Here is a 17,825-nt window from a genome sequence, read left to right as displayed (position 1 = left end):
CCTCTATTCCACCGCCTTAGACTCGGCCCAACCCCAATTTCCAGGTAGGCCGCCATGTCCGAGACGCTGCTCAGTTCCCGCAATCTGGCTTTCGAGCTGTACGAAGTCCTCGATGCCGAGGGCCTGACCCGGCGTGAGCGCTTTGCCGAGCACAATCGCGAGACCTTCGACGCCGCCATCGGCACCGCGCGCAATATCGCCGAGAAGTATTTCGCCCCGCACAACCGCAAGGGCGACGAGAACGAGCCGCGCTACGAGGATGGTAAGGCGATCCTGATTCCTGAAGTGAAACCGGCGGTGGATGCCTTCCTTGAGGCCGGATTCCTTAACGCAGCGCGCAGTTTCGAGGCCGGCGGTATGCAATTGCCGACCCTGCTGTCGCAAGCCTGCTTCGCGCATTTCCAGTCCGCCAATGCAGCTTCGACGTCCTACCCGTTCCTGACCATGGGCGCGGCCAACCTGATCGAGAGCTTTGGCAGCGAAGAGCAGAAACAGCGCTTCCTGCAACCGATGATCGACGGACGTTTCTTCGGCACCATGGCCCTGACCGAGCCCCATGCCGGTTCATCGCTGTCGGACATTCGTACCCGCGCCGAGCCTGCGTCCGACGGCACCTATCGCCTGAAGGGTAACAAGATCTTCATTTCCGGCGGCGATCATCCGCTGTCGGAAAACATCGTGCACATGGTCCTGGCCAAACTGCCGGACGCACCGCCGGGGGTGAAAGGTATTTCGCTGTTTATCGTGCCGAAGTTTCTGGTCAACGACGACGGCAGCCTCGGCCAGCGCAACGACGTGCTGCTCGCCGGCCTGTTCCACAAGATGGGCTGGCGCGGCACCACATCGACGGCGCTGAACTTCGGCGATAACGGCGAGTGTGTCGGCTATCTGGTGGGCAAACCGCACCATGGTTTGAGCTACATGTTCCAGATGATGAACGAAGCGCGGATCGGCGTCGGCATGGGCGCGGTCATGCTCGGTTATGCCGGTTACCTGTATTCACTGGAATATGCGCGTGAGCGGCCGCAGGGTCGGGTGCCGGACAGCAAGGATCCGACCACGGCGCCGGTGGCGATCATTCAGCACGCGGACGTCAGACGCATGCTGCTGACGCAGAAATCCTACGTCGAAGGGGCATTTGACCTCGGCCTGTATGCCGCGCGGTTGTTCGATGACACCACCACGCTGGAAACCGAAGCCGAACGCAAACAGGCTCATGAACTGTTGGACTTGCTGACACCGATCGTCAAATCCTGGCCTTCGGAGTTTTGCCTGAAGGCCAACGAACTGGCGATCCAGATTCTTGGCGGCCACGGCTACACCCGTGAGTACCCGGTGGAGCAGTACTATCGCGACAACCGCTTGAATCCGATCCACGAAGGCACCCACGGCATCCAGTCGCTGGATTTGCTCGGGCGCAAACTGGCGCAGAACGGTGGCGCCGGTCTCAAGCAGCTGATTCGATTGATCGCCAACACGGCCGAACGTGCCACTGAATACGATTCGTTGACCACCCTGCGCGAACCGCTGGAAAAACTCGTTGCCCGCCTGCAAACCGTGACCATCGGCCTGCTCACCGATCTGGCCCAAGGCAAGGTCAACAGCAGCCTGGCGAACTCGGCGCTGTACCTGAAAGTGTTCGGCCACGCAGTGATCGGCTGGCGCTGGCTGGAGCAGGCGATCCGCGCCGAGGAAGGCCTGGCCAAAGGAAATGCGGCGGATGTCGACTTCTATAAGGGCAAGTTGCAGGCGGCGCGGTATTTCCTGACATGGGAAGTGCCGGGTTGCCAGCATGAGCTGGACTTGCTGGAGGCGCGGGATGATACGTGTCTGGGGATGCGGGATGCGTGGTTCTGAAACGCTACCCTCACCCCAGCCCTCTCCCGGAGGGAGAGGGGGCCGAATGGGGAATATTCAAGAAGTACGCCGACCTGAAAGGGCCTTGCCGGATCCATAATCGACTGGTGTTTTCAGGTCGACGTATAGCGATAGACGCCTCGGTCAGTCCCCTCTCCCTCCGGGAGAGGGCTAGGGTGAGGGGCTTTTCAGGTCTGATACTCAACTCAGTTTGAACCCACCCATCTGCCGCGCCAGATCATCCGCCAGCCGCTGCAACATCTGACAATCCTCACGACACGCACGAACCTCCCCCGCCGTCGCCCGTGCCAGATCGGAAATCCCCTGCACGTTGCGGTTGATCTCTTCAGTCACCGCGGACTGCTCTTCGGTTGCCGTCGCCACCTGATGGTTCATATCGCTGATGCGCTCGACCTGGCCGGTGATCGCCGTCAGCGACGCGCCGGTGCGCTGGCTCGATTCAACCCCGGTGCCGGTAGCGGCCTGGCCGGTGCGCATCGATGACACGGCGTTTTCCGCGCCTTGCTTGAGGCTGCCGATCATCAATTGAATTTCGTCGGTCGAGGCCTGGGTCCTGCGCGCGAGGGTGCGCACTTCATCGGCGACCACCGCGAAGCCACGGCCCATATCGCCGGCGCGGGCAGCTTCGATGGCGGCGTTGAGTGCGAGCAGATTGGTCTGTTCGGAAACGCCACGAATCACCGCCAGCACCGAATCGATCGACGCCACTTGCTGCGCCAGCTCACCCACTGCGCCCGCCGCTAAGCCGATCTCATCGGACATGCTTTCGATATGACGGATCGAGCCACCGACCACTTCCCGTGCCTGCAACGCCTCATCGCGCGCGGTTTGCGAGGCAAGCGCGGCGTTGCCAGCGTTCTGCGCGATTTCCTGCACGGTCAGGCCCATTTCGTGGACGGCGGTGGCTACCATGTCGGTCATTTCCTGCTGCCGGCCGGAACGCTCGGCGGTGTTGTCCACCACCGTAGCCACTTGCCCTACGGCTGTGCGCAGGCGCTCGCTGGTGGTCAGCACTTCACCGATCATTGCGCGCTGGCTGTCGAGGAAACGGTTGAAGCCGCGCGCGAGGTCACCCAACTCATCGGCACGGCTGGAATCTAACCGGTGGGTCAAATCTCCACCACCGCTACCGATGGCCACCAGCGCCCGTGTTACTTGTCGAATCGGTCGCACCAGCCCCTGCGCCAGCCACACCACCAACGCCAGGCAGACCAGCGCCACCACCAGACCGATGCCGCCGCTCATCCACATCGCTTTCCGTGCTTCGGCGTAGATCTGCGACTGCGGCACTTCGGCCACCAGCGTCCAGCCGAGATCGCGCAGGGGCAGGCTGAAAGCGAGGAAGTCTTCACCCTCGCGCTGGAAGCTGCTGTTCACTGCGGATTTGTGCCCCATCAGCGCTTGCGCCGCGTTGGCACCGATCTGCTCGGTCAAGGTGCGCTTGCCGCTGAACTGCGCCTCAGGATGGACCTGAATCAAACCGTCGGAGCGCACGAGATAGACCTTGCCGCGCTCGCCGAAACTGAAGTTGTGAATCAGCTCCGACAGCTCTTTCATGCTCAGCCCGAGCCCGGCGACACCGACAACTTTGCCGGCCTGCTTGACCTTCAGATCGATGAACAGGGCCAGCTCGCCAGTGGCGCCGTCGTTGTCGATATTGAGGGTGCGCGGCTGATTGCTGTCGAGAAAGGAATAGAACCAGGCGTCGGCCGGTTTCGCGCGACTGAGGGTGCGATCGAGGCCTTTTTCGGTGATGTAGTGGTTGGATTCGGTGCCGATGATCAGCGCGGTGAAAGCTTTGTGTTCAGCGCGGATGCCTTCCAGATACTGCGCGAAGAGAGCAGTTTTGCTGCTGTCCTCGCCTGTCGCCAGCCAGTCACGCACCATGCTGTTGCTGGCGATGTCCTTGGCGGCGGTGAGCGGTTGTACGAGGATGCGTTCGATATCGTTGCGCGTCGCTTCAATGCTCGACGGCAGCGCCTGTTCGACCAGATAGCTCTGGGCGAGGCGGTTGACCACCAGGGTATAAATGCCAACCACGATCACGATGCTGATCAGCAGGGCCGTGCCCATGCCGAGAATCAACTGCCACTGAATACTGCGTCGCCACCACTGCATGGAGCACCCCCAAGGAATAAGTGGCCGAAACACTGCAACGGCCGTGCCGATTGTATACAAACCAACCGACAATCTATTCCCTGGTTGTGCGCAACCCCATCAGCCCTGACTGATGGTCTTGGCAATCGTCTCGACCGTGGCGCTGACTTGCTCTTGATAACGCTCGAGTTCTTCTTTGTGCTGCTTCTTCATTTCGATCTGCTGCGAGCACAGATTCATCGCCGCCAGCACCAGCAAACGGTCGCCGATCAGCGTCGGGTATTTGCGCTTGGTGTCTTCCAGCGCTGCCTTGAGCATCATCGCCGCGTCCAGCAGGGTCTGTTCTTCCCCGGCCGGTGCCTTGATCGAATAGTCCTCGCCGAGAATGGAGATGACTTTTACCCCTGCTGTGCCGTGGTTCATGCGCTGACAGGACCGGCATTGACGCGATCAACCAGCGCCTGGATGCGCGCGGCGGTGGCGCCGTGTTTTTCTTCCTGCTCCATCAGGTTCAGTTGCAGGTTTTCGTTTTCATCCTTGGCCTGGGCCAGTTCCGTGGACAGGGTCTGGTTGGTCTGCAGCAGGGTCTGGTTCTGTTGCACCAGGTCGCTGACGAGCTGTTCCAATTGGCTGAGGGATGCTTCCAACATTTTGATCTTCCAAGCGTTTTTCAAAGGGCGCGTACGATAAAGAAAAGTCACCACGGATGCCAGGGTTAAACCGGCGCAAGGCCTTGATTTTCCTGGGTGGCGAAGCTTCTCGCGAGTTTAAAAGACTGTGATTGGTCGATCTGGTTCCTGCACTTCGTCGCTCAAGCCTGTCTGCGACAAATACGCACACCACCTCAAGACTTTAGTCGTATGACCGATAAGTCACCCATACAGCAGTCTCAGCCCGCATGGATGCGGCCCTTTTCGGTATCCGCCCATGTCCCTTCGCAATATGAACATCGCCCCACGGGCGTTCACCGGCTTCGCCCTGATCGGCGGCCTGATGTTGATCCTCGGCGTGTTTGCGCTGAACCAGATGAGCAAGATCCGCGCGGCCGGCGAAGACATCGCCACCGCCAGCGTGCCGTCGATCAAGGCTCTGGACGAATTCACCCAACTGACCCTGCGCCTGCGCGTGCTCTCCTATCGTTTGCTGATCAACCGCGAACCCGACGTGCAGCAGAAAACCATCGAACTGTTCGACCTGCGCAATCGCCAGATCGCCGATGCGCAACGCGCATACGAGCCACTGATCGAAGGCCCGCAGGAACGTGCGGCGTACGATCAGTACGTGCAATTGCTGGCGCAGTACCGTCAGCTCGAAGAGCGGATGAAAACCCTGTCGCGCAACAATCAGATCGACGAGTTGCGGCAGATGCTCAACAGCGATTTGCTGAGCAATTCGGAAGCGGTGAATACCGCGCTGGCGCGCTTGCTGGAGATCAACACCCAGCAGATCGCCGAAACCGACCAGGGCGCGAAGGATCAGTATTCGATGTCGTTCAATCTGGTGGTGACCTTGCTGGTGATCGCCAGCGGCCTGACCCTGCTGTTCGCCTGGTTGCTGACCGTGAGCATTACCAAGCCGATTTCCAAGGCACTGGAGGCGGCGGAAACCATCGCCGAAGGCAACCTGACCCAGCCGATCCATGTCGATGGCGAAGATGAAGCCGGGCGCTTGCTGGCGGCGATGGCGAAGATGCAATCGAAGCTGCGCGATACCCTGCAGCGCATCTCCGGTTCGGCCACACAGCTTGCGTCTGCCGCAGAAGAGCTGAACAGCGTCACCGATGAAAGTGCTCGCGGCCTGACCCAGCAGAACAACGAAATCGAGCAGGCGGCCACTGCCGTGAACGAGATGACCAGCGCCGTCGAAGAAGTCGCGCGCAACGCAGTCAGCACTTCGGAAGCCTCGAAAAACGCCACCACTTCGGCGGGCGACGGTCGTGATCTGGTGCAGGAAACCGTCAGCGCCATCGAACGCATGAGCGCCGATGTGCAGAGCACCGCTTCGCTGATCGGCGACCTGGCCAATGAATCCCGCGACATCGGCAAGGTGCTCGACGTGATCCGTGGCCTCGCCGACCAGACCAACCTGCTGGCATTGAACGCAGCGATCGAAGCGGCCCGTGCCGGTGAGGCCGGTCGTGGTTTCGCCGTGGTGGCGGACGAAGTGCGCGCACTGGCCCATCGCACCCAGCAGTCGACCAGCGAAATCGAGCGGATGATCGGCAGCATCCAGAGCGGCACCGAACACGCCGTGGATTCGATGCGCAACAGCACCGAGCGCGCCGAATCGACCTTGAATATTGCCCGTGGCGCCGGGATGTCGCTGGACACGATCAACAGCGCCATCGTCGAAATCAACGAGCGCAACCTGGTCATCGCCAGCGCTGCCGAAGAGCAGGCGCAGGTAGCGCGGGAAGTCGATCGCAATCTGGTCAACATCCGCGATCTGTCGGTGCAATCGGCGACCGGCGCCAATCAGACCAGCGCGGCGAGCAATGAGCTGTCGCGCCTGGCGCTGGATCTGAACAACATGGTTGGGCGGTTCAGCCTCTAAGATCAAAGGCTACCCCCTCACCCCAGCCCTCTCCCCAAAGGGGGCGAGGGGGAAAGGGAGCAGATTGAGGGCCTTTCAGATTTTGAGTTCGGCTCGATATTGCAAGTCGGTGTAACCTGCACAAACACCTCGGTCAGTCCCCTCTCCCTCCGGGAGAGGGCTAGGGTGAGGGCCGCAATCCTCCGCCTGCCGCAAAACCTGATGCACCCTGAAAACCTTTTTGACAGCATCACATTTCAACAGGTTAGAATCGCTGGCACGCAGACTGCATGGTCAGTTTGTGCCCCCGTCTTTACGCTTCTGGAGTACTGCCTTTGAATGCGACGACCATCAACAGCCTGTTCTTGATCGGCGCGTTGCTGGTAGGCGCAAGCATTCTTGTCAGTTCTCTTTCTTCACGTCTCGGCATTCCGATTCTGGTCATCATTCTCGCGGTCGGCATGGCTGCCGGGGTCGATGGTGGCGGGATCATTTTCGATAACTACCCGACGGCCTATCTGGTCGGCAACCTCGCCCTGGCAGTGATCCTGCTCGACGGCGGCTTGCGTACGCGGGTGTCGAGTTTCCGCGTGGCGTTATGGCCGGCGCTGTCGCTGGCCACGGTCGGGGTGTTGATCACCACCGGGCTGACCGGCATGGCCGCTGCGTGGCTGTTCGACCTCAATCTGATTCAGGGCCTGCTGATCGGCGCCATCGTCGGTTCGACCGACGCCGCTGCGGTGTTCTCGCTGCTCGGCGGTAAAGGCCTCAACGAACGGGTCAGCGCCAGTCTGGAAATCGAATCCGGCAGCAACGACCCGATGGCGGTGTTTCTCACCGTCACCCTGATCGACATGCTCGCCAGCGGCGAAACCGGCCTGCACTGGAGCCTGCTGACCCACCTGATCCGCGAGTTCGGCATCGGTGGTGTGATCGGTCTGGGCGGTGGCTGGGTGATGCTGCAACTGGTCAATCGCATCAATCTCGCCGCCGGGCTCTATCCGATTCTGATCATCGCTGGCGGTCTGGTGGTGTTCGCGCTGACCAACGCCTTGCATGGCAGTGGTTTCCTCGCCGTGTACCTGTGCGGTCTGGTGATCGGCAACCGCCCGGTGCGTAGCCGCCACGGCATTCTGCACATGCTCGACGGCATGGCCTGGCTGGCGCAGATCGGCATGTTCCTCGTGCTGGGCCTGCTGGTCACGCCCCACGATCTGCTGCCGATCGCCCTGCCCGCCCTCGGTCTGGCGCTGTGGATGATCCTGTTCGCGCGGCCGCTGTCGGTGATGGTCGGCCTGCTGCCGTTCAAGGCTTTCCATGGTCGTGAAAAAGCCTTTATTTCCTGGGTCGGCCTGCGCGGCGCGGTGCCGATCATTCTCGCGGTGTTCCCGCTGATGGCCGGGCTGCCGCAAGCGCAGCTGTATTTCAACCTGGCCTTCTTCATCGTACTGGTGTCGCTGCTAGTGCAAGGCACGAGCCTGCCGTGGGTGGCCAAATTGCTCAAGGTGACCGTTCCGCCAGAACCCGCGCCGATATCCCGGGCGGCACTGGAAGTGCACGTCACCAGCGAGTGGGAACTGTTCGTTTACAAGCTCGGCGCGGAGAAATGGTGCATCGGCTCGCCGCTGCGCGAGCTGAAAATGCCCGAAGGCACACGCATCGCGGCGCTGTTTCGTGGCCAGCAACTGCTCCATCCGTCGGGTAGTACGGTGCTGGAAGTCGATGATTTGCTGTGTGTTATTGGCCATGAACACAACTTGTCGGCCCTCGGCAAACTGTTCAGCCAGGCGCCGCAACGTGGCCTCGATCTGCGCTTCTTCGGCGACTTCGTACTCGAAGGAGATGCCCAGCTTAAAGCGGTTGCAGCGCTGTATGGCTTGCCGGCCGAAGGCATCGATCCGGACATGACCCTGGGCGCGTTCATCGCCCAGAAAGTCGGTGGTGCACCCGTCGTCGGTGACCAGGTGGAGTGGAACAACACCCACTGGACGGTTGCGGTCATGGACGGGAACAAGATCGGCAAAGTGGGCGTCAGATTCCCCGAAGGAAGTCGCCCGGGCCCCGGACTCTTCCTCTAAACTGCTTCCACTCTCACTTGCTTGACCGGTCTCTATGCCTACCCTGCGCTCCTTTTTCGCCGCGGCCCTGCTGGGCCTCAGTCTTGTCGTCGGCCCGCTGCATGCTGCCGAACCACCGTCCAGCGATGCCGTGCAGGCCAGCCTCGACAAGCTGGCCGACAGCAAACTGCCGGACGCCGACAAGAAGACCCTGCAGACCGTCCTGCAGAACACCCTCAACCAGCTGAACAACCAGCGTGATTATGAGCAGAAACTGATCGATCTCAAGCGTCAGCTGGCCAACGCGCCGAAGCAGACGATTGAAAACACCCGCGAACTCAGCCGCCTCAAGGCCACCGCGCCAGTGCCGGTCGCGCAGCGTTTTCCGAAAGAGTCGATCCAGCAACTGGAGCAGATCCTTACCGATCGCTCGACCCAGCAGAGCGATCTGCAAAAAGCCCTGGCCGACGCCAACAGCCTGATCATCACCGCGCAGACTCGCCCCGAGCGTGCGCAGGCGGAGATTTCCGCCAGCCAGACGCGCATCCAGCAGATCAACACCATCCTCAAATCCGGCAAGGACACGGGCAAAACGGTCACCGCCGAACAGCGCGACCAGTTGAACGCCGAACTCGCCGCACTCAATGCACTGATTCCGCTGCGCCGCCAGGAACTGGCCGGCAACACCCAGTTGCAGGATCTCGGCAATGCCCAGCACGACTTGCTTTCGGAGAAATCCGATCGCCTCGACCGCGAGATCCAGGAACTGCAAACCCTGATCAACCAGAAGCGTCTGGCGCAGTCGCAGGAAACCGTTACCCAGCAATCGATCGAGGCGCAGAAGGCCGGCGGCAGCAGCCTGCTGGCGAGCGAGAGCGCGACCAACCTCAAGCTTTCCGACTATTTGCTCAAGAGCACCGACCGTCTCAACGAAGTCACGCAGCAGAACCTGCAGACCAAACAGCAACTCGACACCCTGACCCAGAGCGATTCGGCACTGGACGAGCAAATCAATGTGCTCAAGGGCAGCCTGCTGCTGTCGAAAATCCTCTACAAACAGAAGCAGGCGCTGCCGCACTTGAAGGTCGACCGCGACCTCGCCGACCAGATTGCCGATATTCGCCTGTATCAGTTCGATGTCAGCCAGCAGCGGGAGCTGCTGAGCAACCCGGCGACCTATGTCGACAATCTGCTGGCCACCCAGCCGCCGGAGCAGGTCACGCCGCAGTTGCGCAAGAGCCTGCTCGATCTGGCCAACACCCGCGCTGATCTGCTCGAGCGGCTGAACCGCGAGTTGAGCGCGATGCTCAACGAATCGATCACCCTGCAGCTCAACCAGAAACAATTGCTGAGCACCGCGCAAAGCCTGCGCGCGACCCTCGACGAACAGATGTTCTGGATCCCCAGCAACAAGCCGCTGGACGTGGAATGGATGCGCGGTGTGCCCGAGCGCCTGGAGCGGCAGGTCAATACCTTGCCATGGGCATCGAGCCTGAGCGAACTGGCTGACGGCCTGACCCAGCGGCCATTGCTGTTCCTGCCATTGGCGCTGCTGATCGGCGCCCTGTTGTGGCGACGCAAGGCGCTGTACGGACGACTCAACAAGGTTCACCAGGACATCGGCCACTTCAAGCGCGACAGCCAGTGGCACACGCCGCAGGCGATTCTGATCAACATCCTGTTGGCGATGCCAGTGGCGCTGGGTCTGGCGCTGTGCGGCCTGGCCCTGCAGATCGACGCGCGCGGGCAGAACGCCAACATGGGCGCGGCGCTGTTGCAGATGGGCCAGGCCTGGCTGGTGTTCTACACCGCGTACCGGATCCTCGCGCCTGGTGGCGTGGCGGAATTGCACTTCCGCTGGGAAAAACCGCAGGTCGAGTTCCTTCAGGGCTGGGTGCGTCGATTGGGCCTTGTGGTTATGGCGCTGGTGGCCGTGGTGGCCGTCGCCGAGTTGCAACCAGCGGCGCTGGCCGATGACGTGCTCGGCATGCCGGTGGTGCTGACCTGCTACGCCTTGATGGCATGGCTGCTCAGTCGCCTGCTGATCAGCAGCCCGACGCACCAGAATGCCTCGCTGTTCCGCAAAGCCGTCGGAGTGATGTTCACCCTGCTGCCGATCGCCCTGTTTGTCGCGGTGTGCTTCGGCTACTACTACACCGCACTGAAACTCAGCGACCGCTTGATCAACACCCTGTACCTGCTGATGTTCTGGCTGGTGATCGAGGCCACTTTCGTACGGGGCCTGAGCGTTGCCGCGCGGCGCCTGGCTTACCAGCGCGCGCTGGCCAAACGGCAGGCGGCAAAAGAGGCCGGCGACGGCGAAGCGGTGATCGAAGAGCCGACCCTGGACATCGAAAAGGTCAACGAACAGTCCCTGCGCCTGATCCGCCTGGCCCTGCTCGGCGGTTTCATCGCGGCGCTGTACTGGGTCTGGTCGGACCTGATTTCGGTGTTCTCGTATCTGGACAACATCACCCTTTACGAATACACCAGCGGCACCGGCGCCAACATGAGCATGGTGCCGATCAGCATCGGCGACATGCTCGGCGCGCTGATCATCATCGGCATCACCTTCGCGCTGGCGCGCAACTTGCCCGGCCTGCTCGAAGTGTTCGTGCTGTCCAAACTCAATCTGGCCCAGGGCAGTGCTTATGCGACAACCACGCTGCTGTCCTACGTGATTGCCGGCGTTGGTTTTGTCACCACCCTGTCGACCCTCGGCGTCAGTTGGGACAAGTTGCAGTGGCTGGTGGCGGCGCTGTCGGTGGGCCTCGGTTTCGGTATGCAGGAGATCTTCGCCAACTTCATCTCCGGCATCATGATCCTCTTCGAACGCCCGGTGCGGATCGGTGACACCATCACCATCGGCAACCTCTCGGGTACGGTGAGCAAGATCCGCATCCGCGCCACGACCATCACGGATTTTGACCGCAAGGACATCATTGTCCCGAACAAGACGTTCATCACCGGGCAACTGATCAACTGGTCGCTGACCGACACCATCACCCGCGTCACGCTGAAACTGGGCGTCGACTACGGCTCGGATCTGGATCTGGTCAAGGAACTGCTGCTCAAAGCGGCCCGGGAGAACCCGCGTGTGCTCAAAGAACCGGAGCCACACGTGTACTTCCTCAACTTCGGCGAAAGCACCCTCGACCACGAACTGCGCATGCATGTGCGCGATCTCGGTGACCGCAACCCGGTGCTGGATGAGGTCAACCGCTTCATCAATCGCGAGTTCAAGAAGCAGCACATCAACATCTCGTTCCGGCAGATGGAGGTTTATCTGAAGAACCTCCACGGTCAGGAATACAAGATGGTGCCTGTGGAACCCGAGAACAAAACCATCGTGCCGGTCGTCGACGGGCAGAAACCGTTGCCGGAACCGCCACCGAGCAAACTCGACTAACCGACATGGTCCCAGCAGAATGCTCGGACATTCTGCTGGAGCCGGCCCGTGAAAGCCCTCGACGAACTGACTTTCGACAACCGCTTTGCCCGCCTGGGCGACGCGTTCTCCGCGCACGTGCTGCCCGAACCGATCGACAATCCGCGTCTGGTGGTCGCCAGCCCGGCCGCCTTGGCTCTGCTGGATCTTGATCCGGCCAGCGCCGAAACCGAAGAATTCGCGCAACTGTTTGGCGGCCACAAGCTGTGGGCCGATGCCGAGCCACGGGCGATGGTGTATTCCGGCCATCAGTTCGGCGGTTATACCCCGCAACTGGGTGACGGGCGCGGGCTGCTGCTGGGCGAGGTGTACAACAACGCTGGCGAGCATTGGGACTTGCACCTCAAAGGCGCCGGGCAGACGCCGTTTTCACGCATGGGCGATGGCCGCGCGGTGCTGCGCTCATCGATTCGCGAGTTTCTCGCCTCCGAAGCGCTGCAAGCGCTGAACATTCCCTCCTCGCGCGCCGCCTGCGTGATCGGCTCCGACACGCCGGTCTGGCGGGAAAAGCAGGAACGCGCGGCGATGGTGCTGCGTCTGGCGCCGAGCCACATCCGCTTCGGCCACTTCGAATATTTCTACTACACCAAGCGCCCCGAGCAGCAGAAACAGCTCGGCGAGCACGTGCTGGCGATGCACTTCCCCGAATGCCTCGAACAACCGGAACCGTATCTGGCGATGTTTCGCGAGATCGTCGAGCGCAACGCCGAACTGATCGCCAAGTGGCAGGCTTACGGCTTCTGCCACGGCGTGATGAACACCGACAACATGTCGATCCTCGGCATCACCTTCGACTTCGGCCCGTTCGCCTTCCTTGATGACTTCGACGCGCATTTCATCTGCAATCACTCCGATGATCAGGGTCGCTACTCGTTCAGCAATCAGGTGCCGGTGGGCCAGTGGAACCTCAGCGCCCTCGCCCAGGCACTGACGCCGTTCATCAGCGTCGAGGCCCTGCGTGAAACCCTCGGCTTGTACCTGCCGCTGTTCCAGGCGCACTACCTCGACATGATGCGCCGCCGCTTCGGCTTCACCACCGCCGAGGACGACGATCAGCAACTGCTGGAAAACCTGCTGCAACTGATGCAGAACAGCGGCGTCGACTACACGCTGTTCTTCCGCCGCCTCGGTGAAGAGTCAGCCGAACAGGCCATCGCCCGCCTGCGCGACGATTTTGTCGATATCAAAGGTTTCGATGCCTGGGGCGAACGCTACGTTGCCCGGGTCGGCCGCGACGGCAATGCCGATCAGGAACAACGCCGCGCACGGATGCATGCGGTCAATCCGCTGTACATCCTGCGCAATTACCTTGCGCAAAAAGCCATCGATGCGGCCGAGCAAGGCGATTATTCCGAGGTGCGCCGATTGCATGCGGTGTTGAGCAAACCGTTCGATGAGCAGCCGGGGATGGAACGTTACGCCGAGCGACCGCCGGAGTGGGGCAAGCATTTGGAGATCAGTTGTTCTTCGTAGGCGCTTCAGCTTAGCGGGTCGATTGCACTGATTACACGGTCGACGATGTCAGACATTGTCACGTCATCCAGTCGCTCGATGAATTTGGCCGTGCCGTCTCGTACCCGTTGTTCTATGTCAAAACTGCGAACCTGATTACACACCGCTACACCATTGGTTTCGTGGCCAGTAATGGCGACCGCCAAACCCATATTCCGGCTGAAATTCCCACCGCTAGTAACAGGCACCGTCATGCTCACGCCCAATGCGTTGATCTCTCTGGGCGTGATCACCACAAAGCGATGTCTGTTCATCATCTCCCGCCCCGCCACTGGGTTTGGATCAATCCAGTAAACGTCACCCCGCTGAGGGGGCTGTCGGCGCACCATCAACCCAGCTCCCGGCCGACAGAATCACCTTCAAGGGTCTCGCTAGTCTGGGCGTTAAGTTTCTGCAATTCTTCTGCGCCTTCGAGTAGCTCTGACAAACTATAACGCTTACGCGTAGCGGCTACGGCTGGACGAGCAATCAGTTCGCCATCGACCACATTCAGCTCTAGCTGTGCGCCAACCTCCAGATGCAACAACTTTAAAAGCGTGGGCGGAATCGTAATGACGGCAGCGCCGCCTTGGCGGCGTATCTTGGAAGTTACGGACATCATGTCGCTCCGATTTGATGCATAGGAATCATCGATTCCTGGATTAGTGCAACAAAAGTAGCACGCAGATAAAGACAAAGCGATCTCCTCACGACAAGCGTAAAACGCCGAATTGGTCTTCAGACTAGCCATCGATCCCGTAACTGTTTTGAGAAAAATGTGAGCAGTTGCGACATTGATAAGTTGGCAGATCGACTCCAAATCAGTTCTATAGACTGCCTATCAGAGAACCAATCATGACCACCCCAATCCTCATCCCCTGCCCCTCCTGCAACGGCGTCAACCGCATTCCAGCCGAGCGTCTCGCCGATCAACCCAAGTGCGGACGCTGCAAATCTGCGGTACTGCTGAGCAAGCCTTTCGAACTCAAGCAAGGCGATTACGCCAGTCAGATCAAGGGCGATCTGCCGTTACTGGTGGATGTCTGGGCGGACTGGTGCGGGCCGTGCAAGTCGTTTGCGCCGGTGTTCGAACAGGCTGCGGCGCAGCTGGCAGGCAAGTGCCGGCTGGCCAAGCTCGACAGCGAAGCGAACCAGCAGTTGTCGGCGCAGTTGGGGATTCGCTCGATTCCGAGTCTGATTCTGTTTAAAAACGGCAGGGAAGTGGCGCGGCAGAGCGGTGGGTTGCCATTGCCGCAGTTGATGGCGTGGCTGCGTAGCCAAGGCATCTGACCCAACACAGACCACCCTGTGGGAGCGAGCCTGCTCGCGAAGGCGGTCGATCATTCAGCGCCGATGTTGAATGTGCCGGCCTCTTCGCGGGCAGGCTCGCTCCCACAGGATTTGCGTGTGAGTCGGGGAATCAGTGGTCTTCCAGCAGATTGTGCAGTTCCACAAACTGCTGCGTCAGCTTGTGCCGTGGGTCGAGGTGGATCAGCGGCATGCTGGCCTGGTGCGACTCGCGCATGCGCACCGAACTGCTCAGGTACACCGGCAGTACCGGCAAGCCTTCGGCGATCAACTCATCGAGCATCTGCTGCGGCAGGCTGGCCCGCGCCTGAAACTGATTGACCACGATGCCTTCGACTTCCAACCCTTCGTTGTGGTCATCCTTCAACTCTTCGATCTCGGCGATCAGGCCGTACAGGGCCTGACGTGAAAAGCTGTCGCAGTCAAAGGGGATCAACACGCGATCCGCGGCAATCAGCGCCGATACCGCGTAGAAATTCAGTGCTGGCGGGGTATCCAGATAGATCCGGTCGTAGTCCTCGGACAATTCGTCCAGCAACTTGCGCAGCTTGTTGATCTTGTGTTTCGCCTCGAGCTTGGGCTGCAGGTCGGCCAACTCGGCGGTGGCGGTAATGATGTGCAGGTTGTCGAACGGCGTTTCATAGATGTCCGCCTGATTCTTTTTCGAGAACGGCCCGGAGGACAGGGTCTGTTTGAAGAAATCGGCGATGCCCATCGGAATGTCATCGCCGGTGAGCCCGGTCAGATACTGAGTGGAATTGGCCTGGGCATCGAGGTCGACCAACAACGTGCGATAACCCTCGCTGGCGCTGACCGCCGCCAGATTGCAGGCGATGCTGGATTTGCCCACGCCACCTTTCTGATTGAACACCACGCGCCGCATGACCAAACCTCCGTGTATCAAAGAATGACCGAGTGTAGTTGGCGGTGACCGCGCTTCGCTACCTTCACGGACATGGACTACGCAGTCAGGTGTAAAAACCGACGCCCAGGCATGGAAAAAACCGCCAGCCATCGCAGAGACACCTGACAGACACGCCGCGTCAAATCTGGATAATGGCCAAGTGATAGCCATGCAGCGAACCGCTCGGTACATTTTGTTGGGCAAAATGTAACCAACATTTGCTACACACCCGTCGCACCGGGATAATGCGCGCCACCCGGCGCCCTGCGCCAAGCCAAGCCTGCTGCGGCGCTGGCGACTCAACGCGTCAACGAAAGCCCGCAGGGGCGGGATGAATGTCCGTGATCAACTTCAACATCGCCCAATGGCGCGCGTGGGCCCCGGGGCTCGACAGCGTGGACGCCTGGCAGGCCTGGAGCCGACAACCGGTCGTGCTGCAGAGCAGTGATGCCGCGCCCGATGTGTCGTTTCTGCCGGCCATGCAACGCCGCCGCCTCAGCCGCCTGGCGCGGATGGCCTTCAGCGTTGGCTGGCCGCTGGCCGACGGCCGGGACAACCTGCCGCTGGTGTTCGTCTCGCGGCACGGCGAAACCCCACGCACATTTGAAATCCTCCGCGATCTGGCCACCGAACAGCTCCTGTCGCCGACCCAATTCAGCCTGTCGGTGCACAACGCGATCATCGGTTTGTGGTCGATCATGCGCGGTGAAACCAGCGAAATGACCGCCCTCGCCGCCGCTGGCGATGGCCTGGAACATGGCATGCTCGAAGCGGCCGCATTGCTTGATGAAGGCGCCCCGGCCGTGCTGCTGGTGATCACCGAAGAGCAACCGCCCGAGGCCTACTCGCAGTGGGTCGATGACGTGCCGTTCCCTTACGCGCTGGGTTTATTGCTCACGCCCGGTACCGACTGGCGGCTGACCCTGAACAGCAGCACCGAAACCCGGTCCAAGGCGCACTGGCCGCACGCGCTCAACCTGCTGCGAACCCTGCTCGGCCAGCAACCTGACTGCCAACATGCGTGGAAAAATCGTGTATGGACCTGGCATCGCAACCCGTGACCGCCAAACACCGCGACGCCTACTACTGGCGCCTGCTGGCCACTGCTGCGAGCTTCGCCTTGTTCGGGCTCGGCGGGCTGTGTCTGCGCCTGCTGGTATTTCCGCTGCTCGCCTGCCTGCCCGGTGACGCGCGGGTCCATCGCCTGCGCGCGCGGCGTACGGTCAGTCGCTTGTTCTGGTTTTTCGTGCGATTCATGGCCCGCACCGGCGTGCTCACTTACAACATCGAGGGTGCCGAGCGCCTCGGTCGACCGGGGCAGATGATCATTGCCAACCACCCGTCGCTGATCGATGTGGTATTTCTCATCGGTCTGGTGCGCCACGCCAATTGCGTGGTGAAAAAAACCCTCTGGGAAAACCCGTTCACCCGTGGCCCGCTGCGCCGCACCGAGTACATCAGCAACGACGGCAGCATGGACATGCTCGACGCCGCCGCGCAGTCATTGCAGGACGGCCAGACCCTGATCATTTTCCCCGAAGGTACGCGCACCCAGCCGGGGCAGGCGCCGGCCTTTCATCGGGGGGCGGCGGCAATTGCCCTGCGCGGTGCGAAAATCGTTACCCCGGTGATCATCAAGGTCAGCCCGACCACCCTGACCAAAGCCGAGCCGTGGTATCGCATCCCCCATCGCCGCGTGCACTTCAGTTTTCGCGTGGGGGCCGATATAGACCCACAGACCTTCGCCGCGCAAGGCCCCGCACCGCAGGCCTCGCGCAAGCTCAACGATTATTTGCATGACTATTTCATTAAGGAGCTCGCCGCAGATGAGCGATCAGAACACCGCTAGCCTGATGCGTGACATCAAACTGCTGATCATCGACGCCTTGGGCCTCGAAGACATCAGCCCCGAGGACATCGGCGACGAGCAGACATTGTTCGGCGAAGGCCTCGGCCTGGACTCCGTGGACGCGCTCGAACTGGGCCTGGCGATCCAGAAAAAATACGGCATCAAGATCGACGCCGATGCCAAAGACACCCGCAACCATTTCACCAACGTGGCCAGCCTTGCGGCATTCGTCACGGCAAAACAGGCAGCTTGAGACCGGAC

Annotated in this window: 15 protein-coding genes and 2 pseudogenes; 10 read left to right on the top strand and 7 right to left on the bottom strand. The window is 60.9% G+C overall.

From position 1 onward, the window contains the following. The first annotated feature begins 54 nt into the window (after nt 1–54). Entirely contained in the window at nt 55–1,857 is a 1,803-nt protein-coding gene (locus KVG87_RS13500; RefSeq protein ID WP_217851108.1) for an acyl-CoA dehydrogenase, read from the top strand. 201 nt (nt 1,858–2,058) lie between these two features. On the opposite strand, the gene KVG87_RS26240 is transcribed toward KVG87_RS13500, so the two are convergent. From KVG87_RS26240 to KVG87_RS13485, 4 genes and pseudogenes are all read right to left on the bottom strand, one after another. Next, complete coding sequence (locus tag KVG87_RS26240) at nt 2,059–2,790, bottom strand: methyl-accepting chemotaxis protein (protein ID WP_375123750.1); 732 nt, start codon at nt 2,788–2,790, stop codon at nt 2,059–2,061. Between the two features lie 135 nt (nt 2,791–2,925). Then, a pseudogene (locus KVG87_RS26235) lies at nt 2,926–3,951 on the bottom strand (cache domain-containing protein); the annotation flags it as partial. Between the two features lie 144 nt (nt 3,952–4,095). Beyond that, nucleotides 4,096–4,398, bottom strand: a complete 303-nt coding sequence (locus KVG87_RS13490; RefSeq protein ID WP_039756738.1) for a cell division protein ZapA — start codon at nt 4,396–4,398, stop codon at nt 4,096–4,098. Next, the gene (locus KVG87_RS13485; RefSeq protein ID WP_016772015.1) at nt 4,395–4,625 is read right to left on the bottom strand and encodes a hypothetical protein; all 231 of its coding nucleotides are present in this window, start codon (nt 4,623–4,625) and stop codon (nt 4,395–4,397) included. The genes KVG87_RS13490 and KVG87_RS13485 overlap by 4 nt, the downstream gene beginning before the upstream one ends. Before the next feature lie 277 nt (nt 4,626–4,902). On the opposite strand from KVG87_RS13485, the pseudogene KVG87_RS26230 reads away from it, so the two are divergent. The 5 genes and pseudogenes from KVG87_RS26230 to selO all read left to right on the top strand — a co-directional run. After that, nucleotides 4,903–5,625, top strand: a pseudogene (locus KVG87_RS26230) (MCP four helix bundle domain-containing protein); the annotation flags it as partial. 30 nt (nt 5,626–5,655) lie between these two features. Further along, a complete protein-coding gene (locus tag KVG87_RS26225) occupies nt 5,656–6,528 on the top strand; it encodes a methyl-accepting chemotaxis protein (RefSeq protein WP_370695130.1) in 873 nt (290 codons plus the stop codon). Nucleotides 6,529–6,842: 314 nt separating this feature from the next. Then, nucleotides 6,843–8,585 carry a potassium/proton antiporter gene (locus KVG87_RS13475; protein ID WP_217851103.1) on the top strand — a complete coding sequence of 581 codons (1,743 nt, stop codon included), beginning with the start codon at nt 6,843–6,845 and terminating at the stop codon, nt 8,583–8,585. 34 nt (nt 8,586–8,619) lie between these two features. Then, the gene (gene mscK, locus KVG87_RS13470; protein WP_217851102.1) at nt 8,620–11,973 is read left to right on the top strand and encodes a mechanosensitive channel MscK; all 3,354 of its coding nucleotides are present in this window, start codon (nt 8,620–8,622) and stop codon (nt 11,971–11,973) included. A 48-nt stretch (nt 11,974–12,021) separates the two neighbouring features. Then, nucleotides 12,022–13,485 (top strand): protein adenylyltransferase SelO, encoded by a 1,464-nt coding sequence (gene selO, locus KVG87_RS13465; RefSeq protein ID WP_217851101.1) that lies wholly within the window; start codon nt 12,022–12,024, stop codon nt 13,483–13,485. A gap of 5 nt (nt 13,486–13,490) precedes the next feature. On the opposite strand, the gene mazF is transcribed toward selO, so the two are convergent. Both mazF and mazE read right to left on the bottom strand, forming a co-directional pair. Continuing rightward, nucleotides 13,491–13,853 carry a type II toxin-antitoxin system toxin MazF gene (gene mazF / locus KVG87_RS13460; protein WP_041477600.1) on the bottom strand — a complete coding sequence of 121 codons (363 nt, stop codon included), beginning with the start codon at nt 13,851–13,853 and terminating at the stop codon, nt 13,491–13,493. Next, a complete protein-coding gene (gene mazE, locus KVG87_RS13455) occupies nt 13,853–14,122 on the bottom strand; it encodes a type II toxin-antitoxin system antitoxin MazE (protein WP_008077592.1) in 270 nt (89 codons plus the stop codon). The genes mazF and mazE overlap by 1 nt, the downstream gene beginning before the upstream one ends. Before the next feature lie 236 nt (nt 14,123–14,358). Here mazE and trxC point away from each other — a divergent pair, with 236 nt between their 5' ends. Then, the gene (gene trxC, locus KVG87_RS13450; RefSeq protein WP_217851100.1) at nt 14,359–14,793 is read left to right on the top strand and encodes a thioredoxin TrxC; all 435 of its coding nucleotides are present in this window, start codon (nt 14,359–14,361) and stop codon (nt 14,791–14,793) included. Nucleotides 14,794–14,923: 130 nt separating this feature from the next. On the opposite strand, the gene KVG87_RS13445 is transcribed toward trxC, so the two are convergent. Further along, on the bottom strand, nt 14,924–15,694 hold the full coding sequence (locus KVG87_RS13445; RefSeq protein ID WP_024011296.1) for a ParA family protein: 771 nt from the start codon (nt 15,692–15,694) through the stop codon (nt 14,924–14,926). Nucleotides 15,695–16,050: 356 nt separating this feature from the next. On the opposite strand from KVG87_RS13445, the gene KVG87_RS13440 reads away from it, so the two are divergent. From KVG87_RS13440 to KVG87_RS13430, 3 genes are read left to right on the top strand one after another with little or no spacing between them, the layout of a single operon-like run. Next, on the top strand, nt 16,051–16,776 hold the full coding sequence (locus tag KVG87_RS13440) for a beta-ketoacyl synthase chain length factor (protein WP_217851099.1): 726 nt from the start codon (nt 16,051–16,053) through the stop codon (nt 16,774–16,776). After that, on the top strand, nt 16,752–17,564 hold the full coding sequence (locus tag KVG87_RS13435) for a lysophospholipid acyltransferase family protein (RefSeq protein ID WP_217851097.1): 813 nt from the start codon (nt 16,752–16,754) through the stop codon (nt 17,562–17,564). Before KVG87_RS13440 ends, KVG87_RS13435 begins: the two co-directional genes overlap by 25 nt. Further along, on the top strand, nt 17,542–17,817 hold the full coding sequence (locus KVG87_RS13430) for a phosphopantetheine-binding protein (protein WP_024011294.1): 276 nt from the start codon (nt 17,542–17,544) through the stop codon (nt 17,815–17,817). Before KVG87_RS13435 ends, KVG87_RS13430 begins: the two co-directional genes overlap by 23 nt. Nucleotides 17,818–17,825 lie beyond the last annotated feature (8 nt).

Origin of the sequence: Pseudomonas siliginis (assembly GCF_019145195.1) — a bacterium.
GTDB lineage: Bacteria > Pseudomonadota > Gammaproteobacteria > Pseudomonadales > Pseudomonadaceae > Aquipseudomonas > Aquipseudomonas siliginis.
Note: the sequence above shows the minus strand (reverse complement) of the source record. Positions and strands in the feature narration are given on the sequence as shown.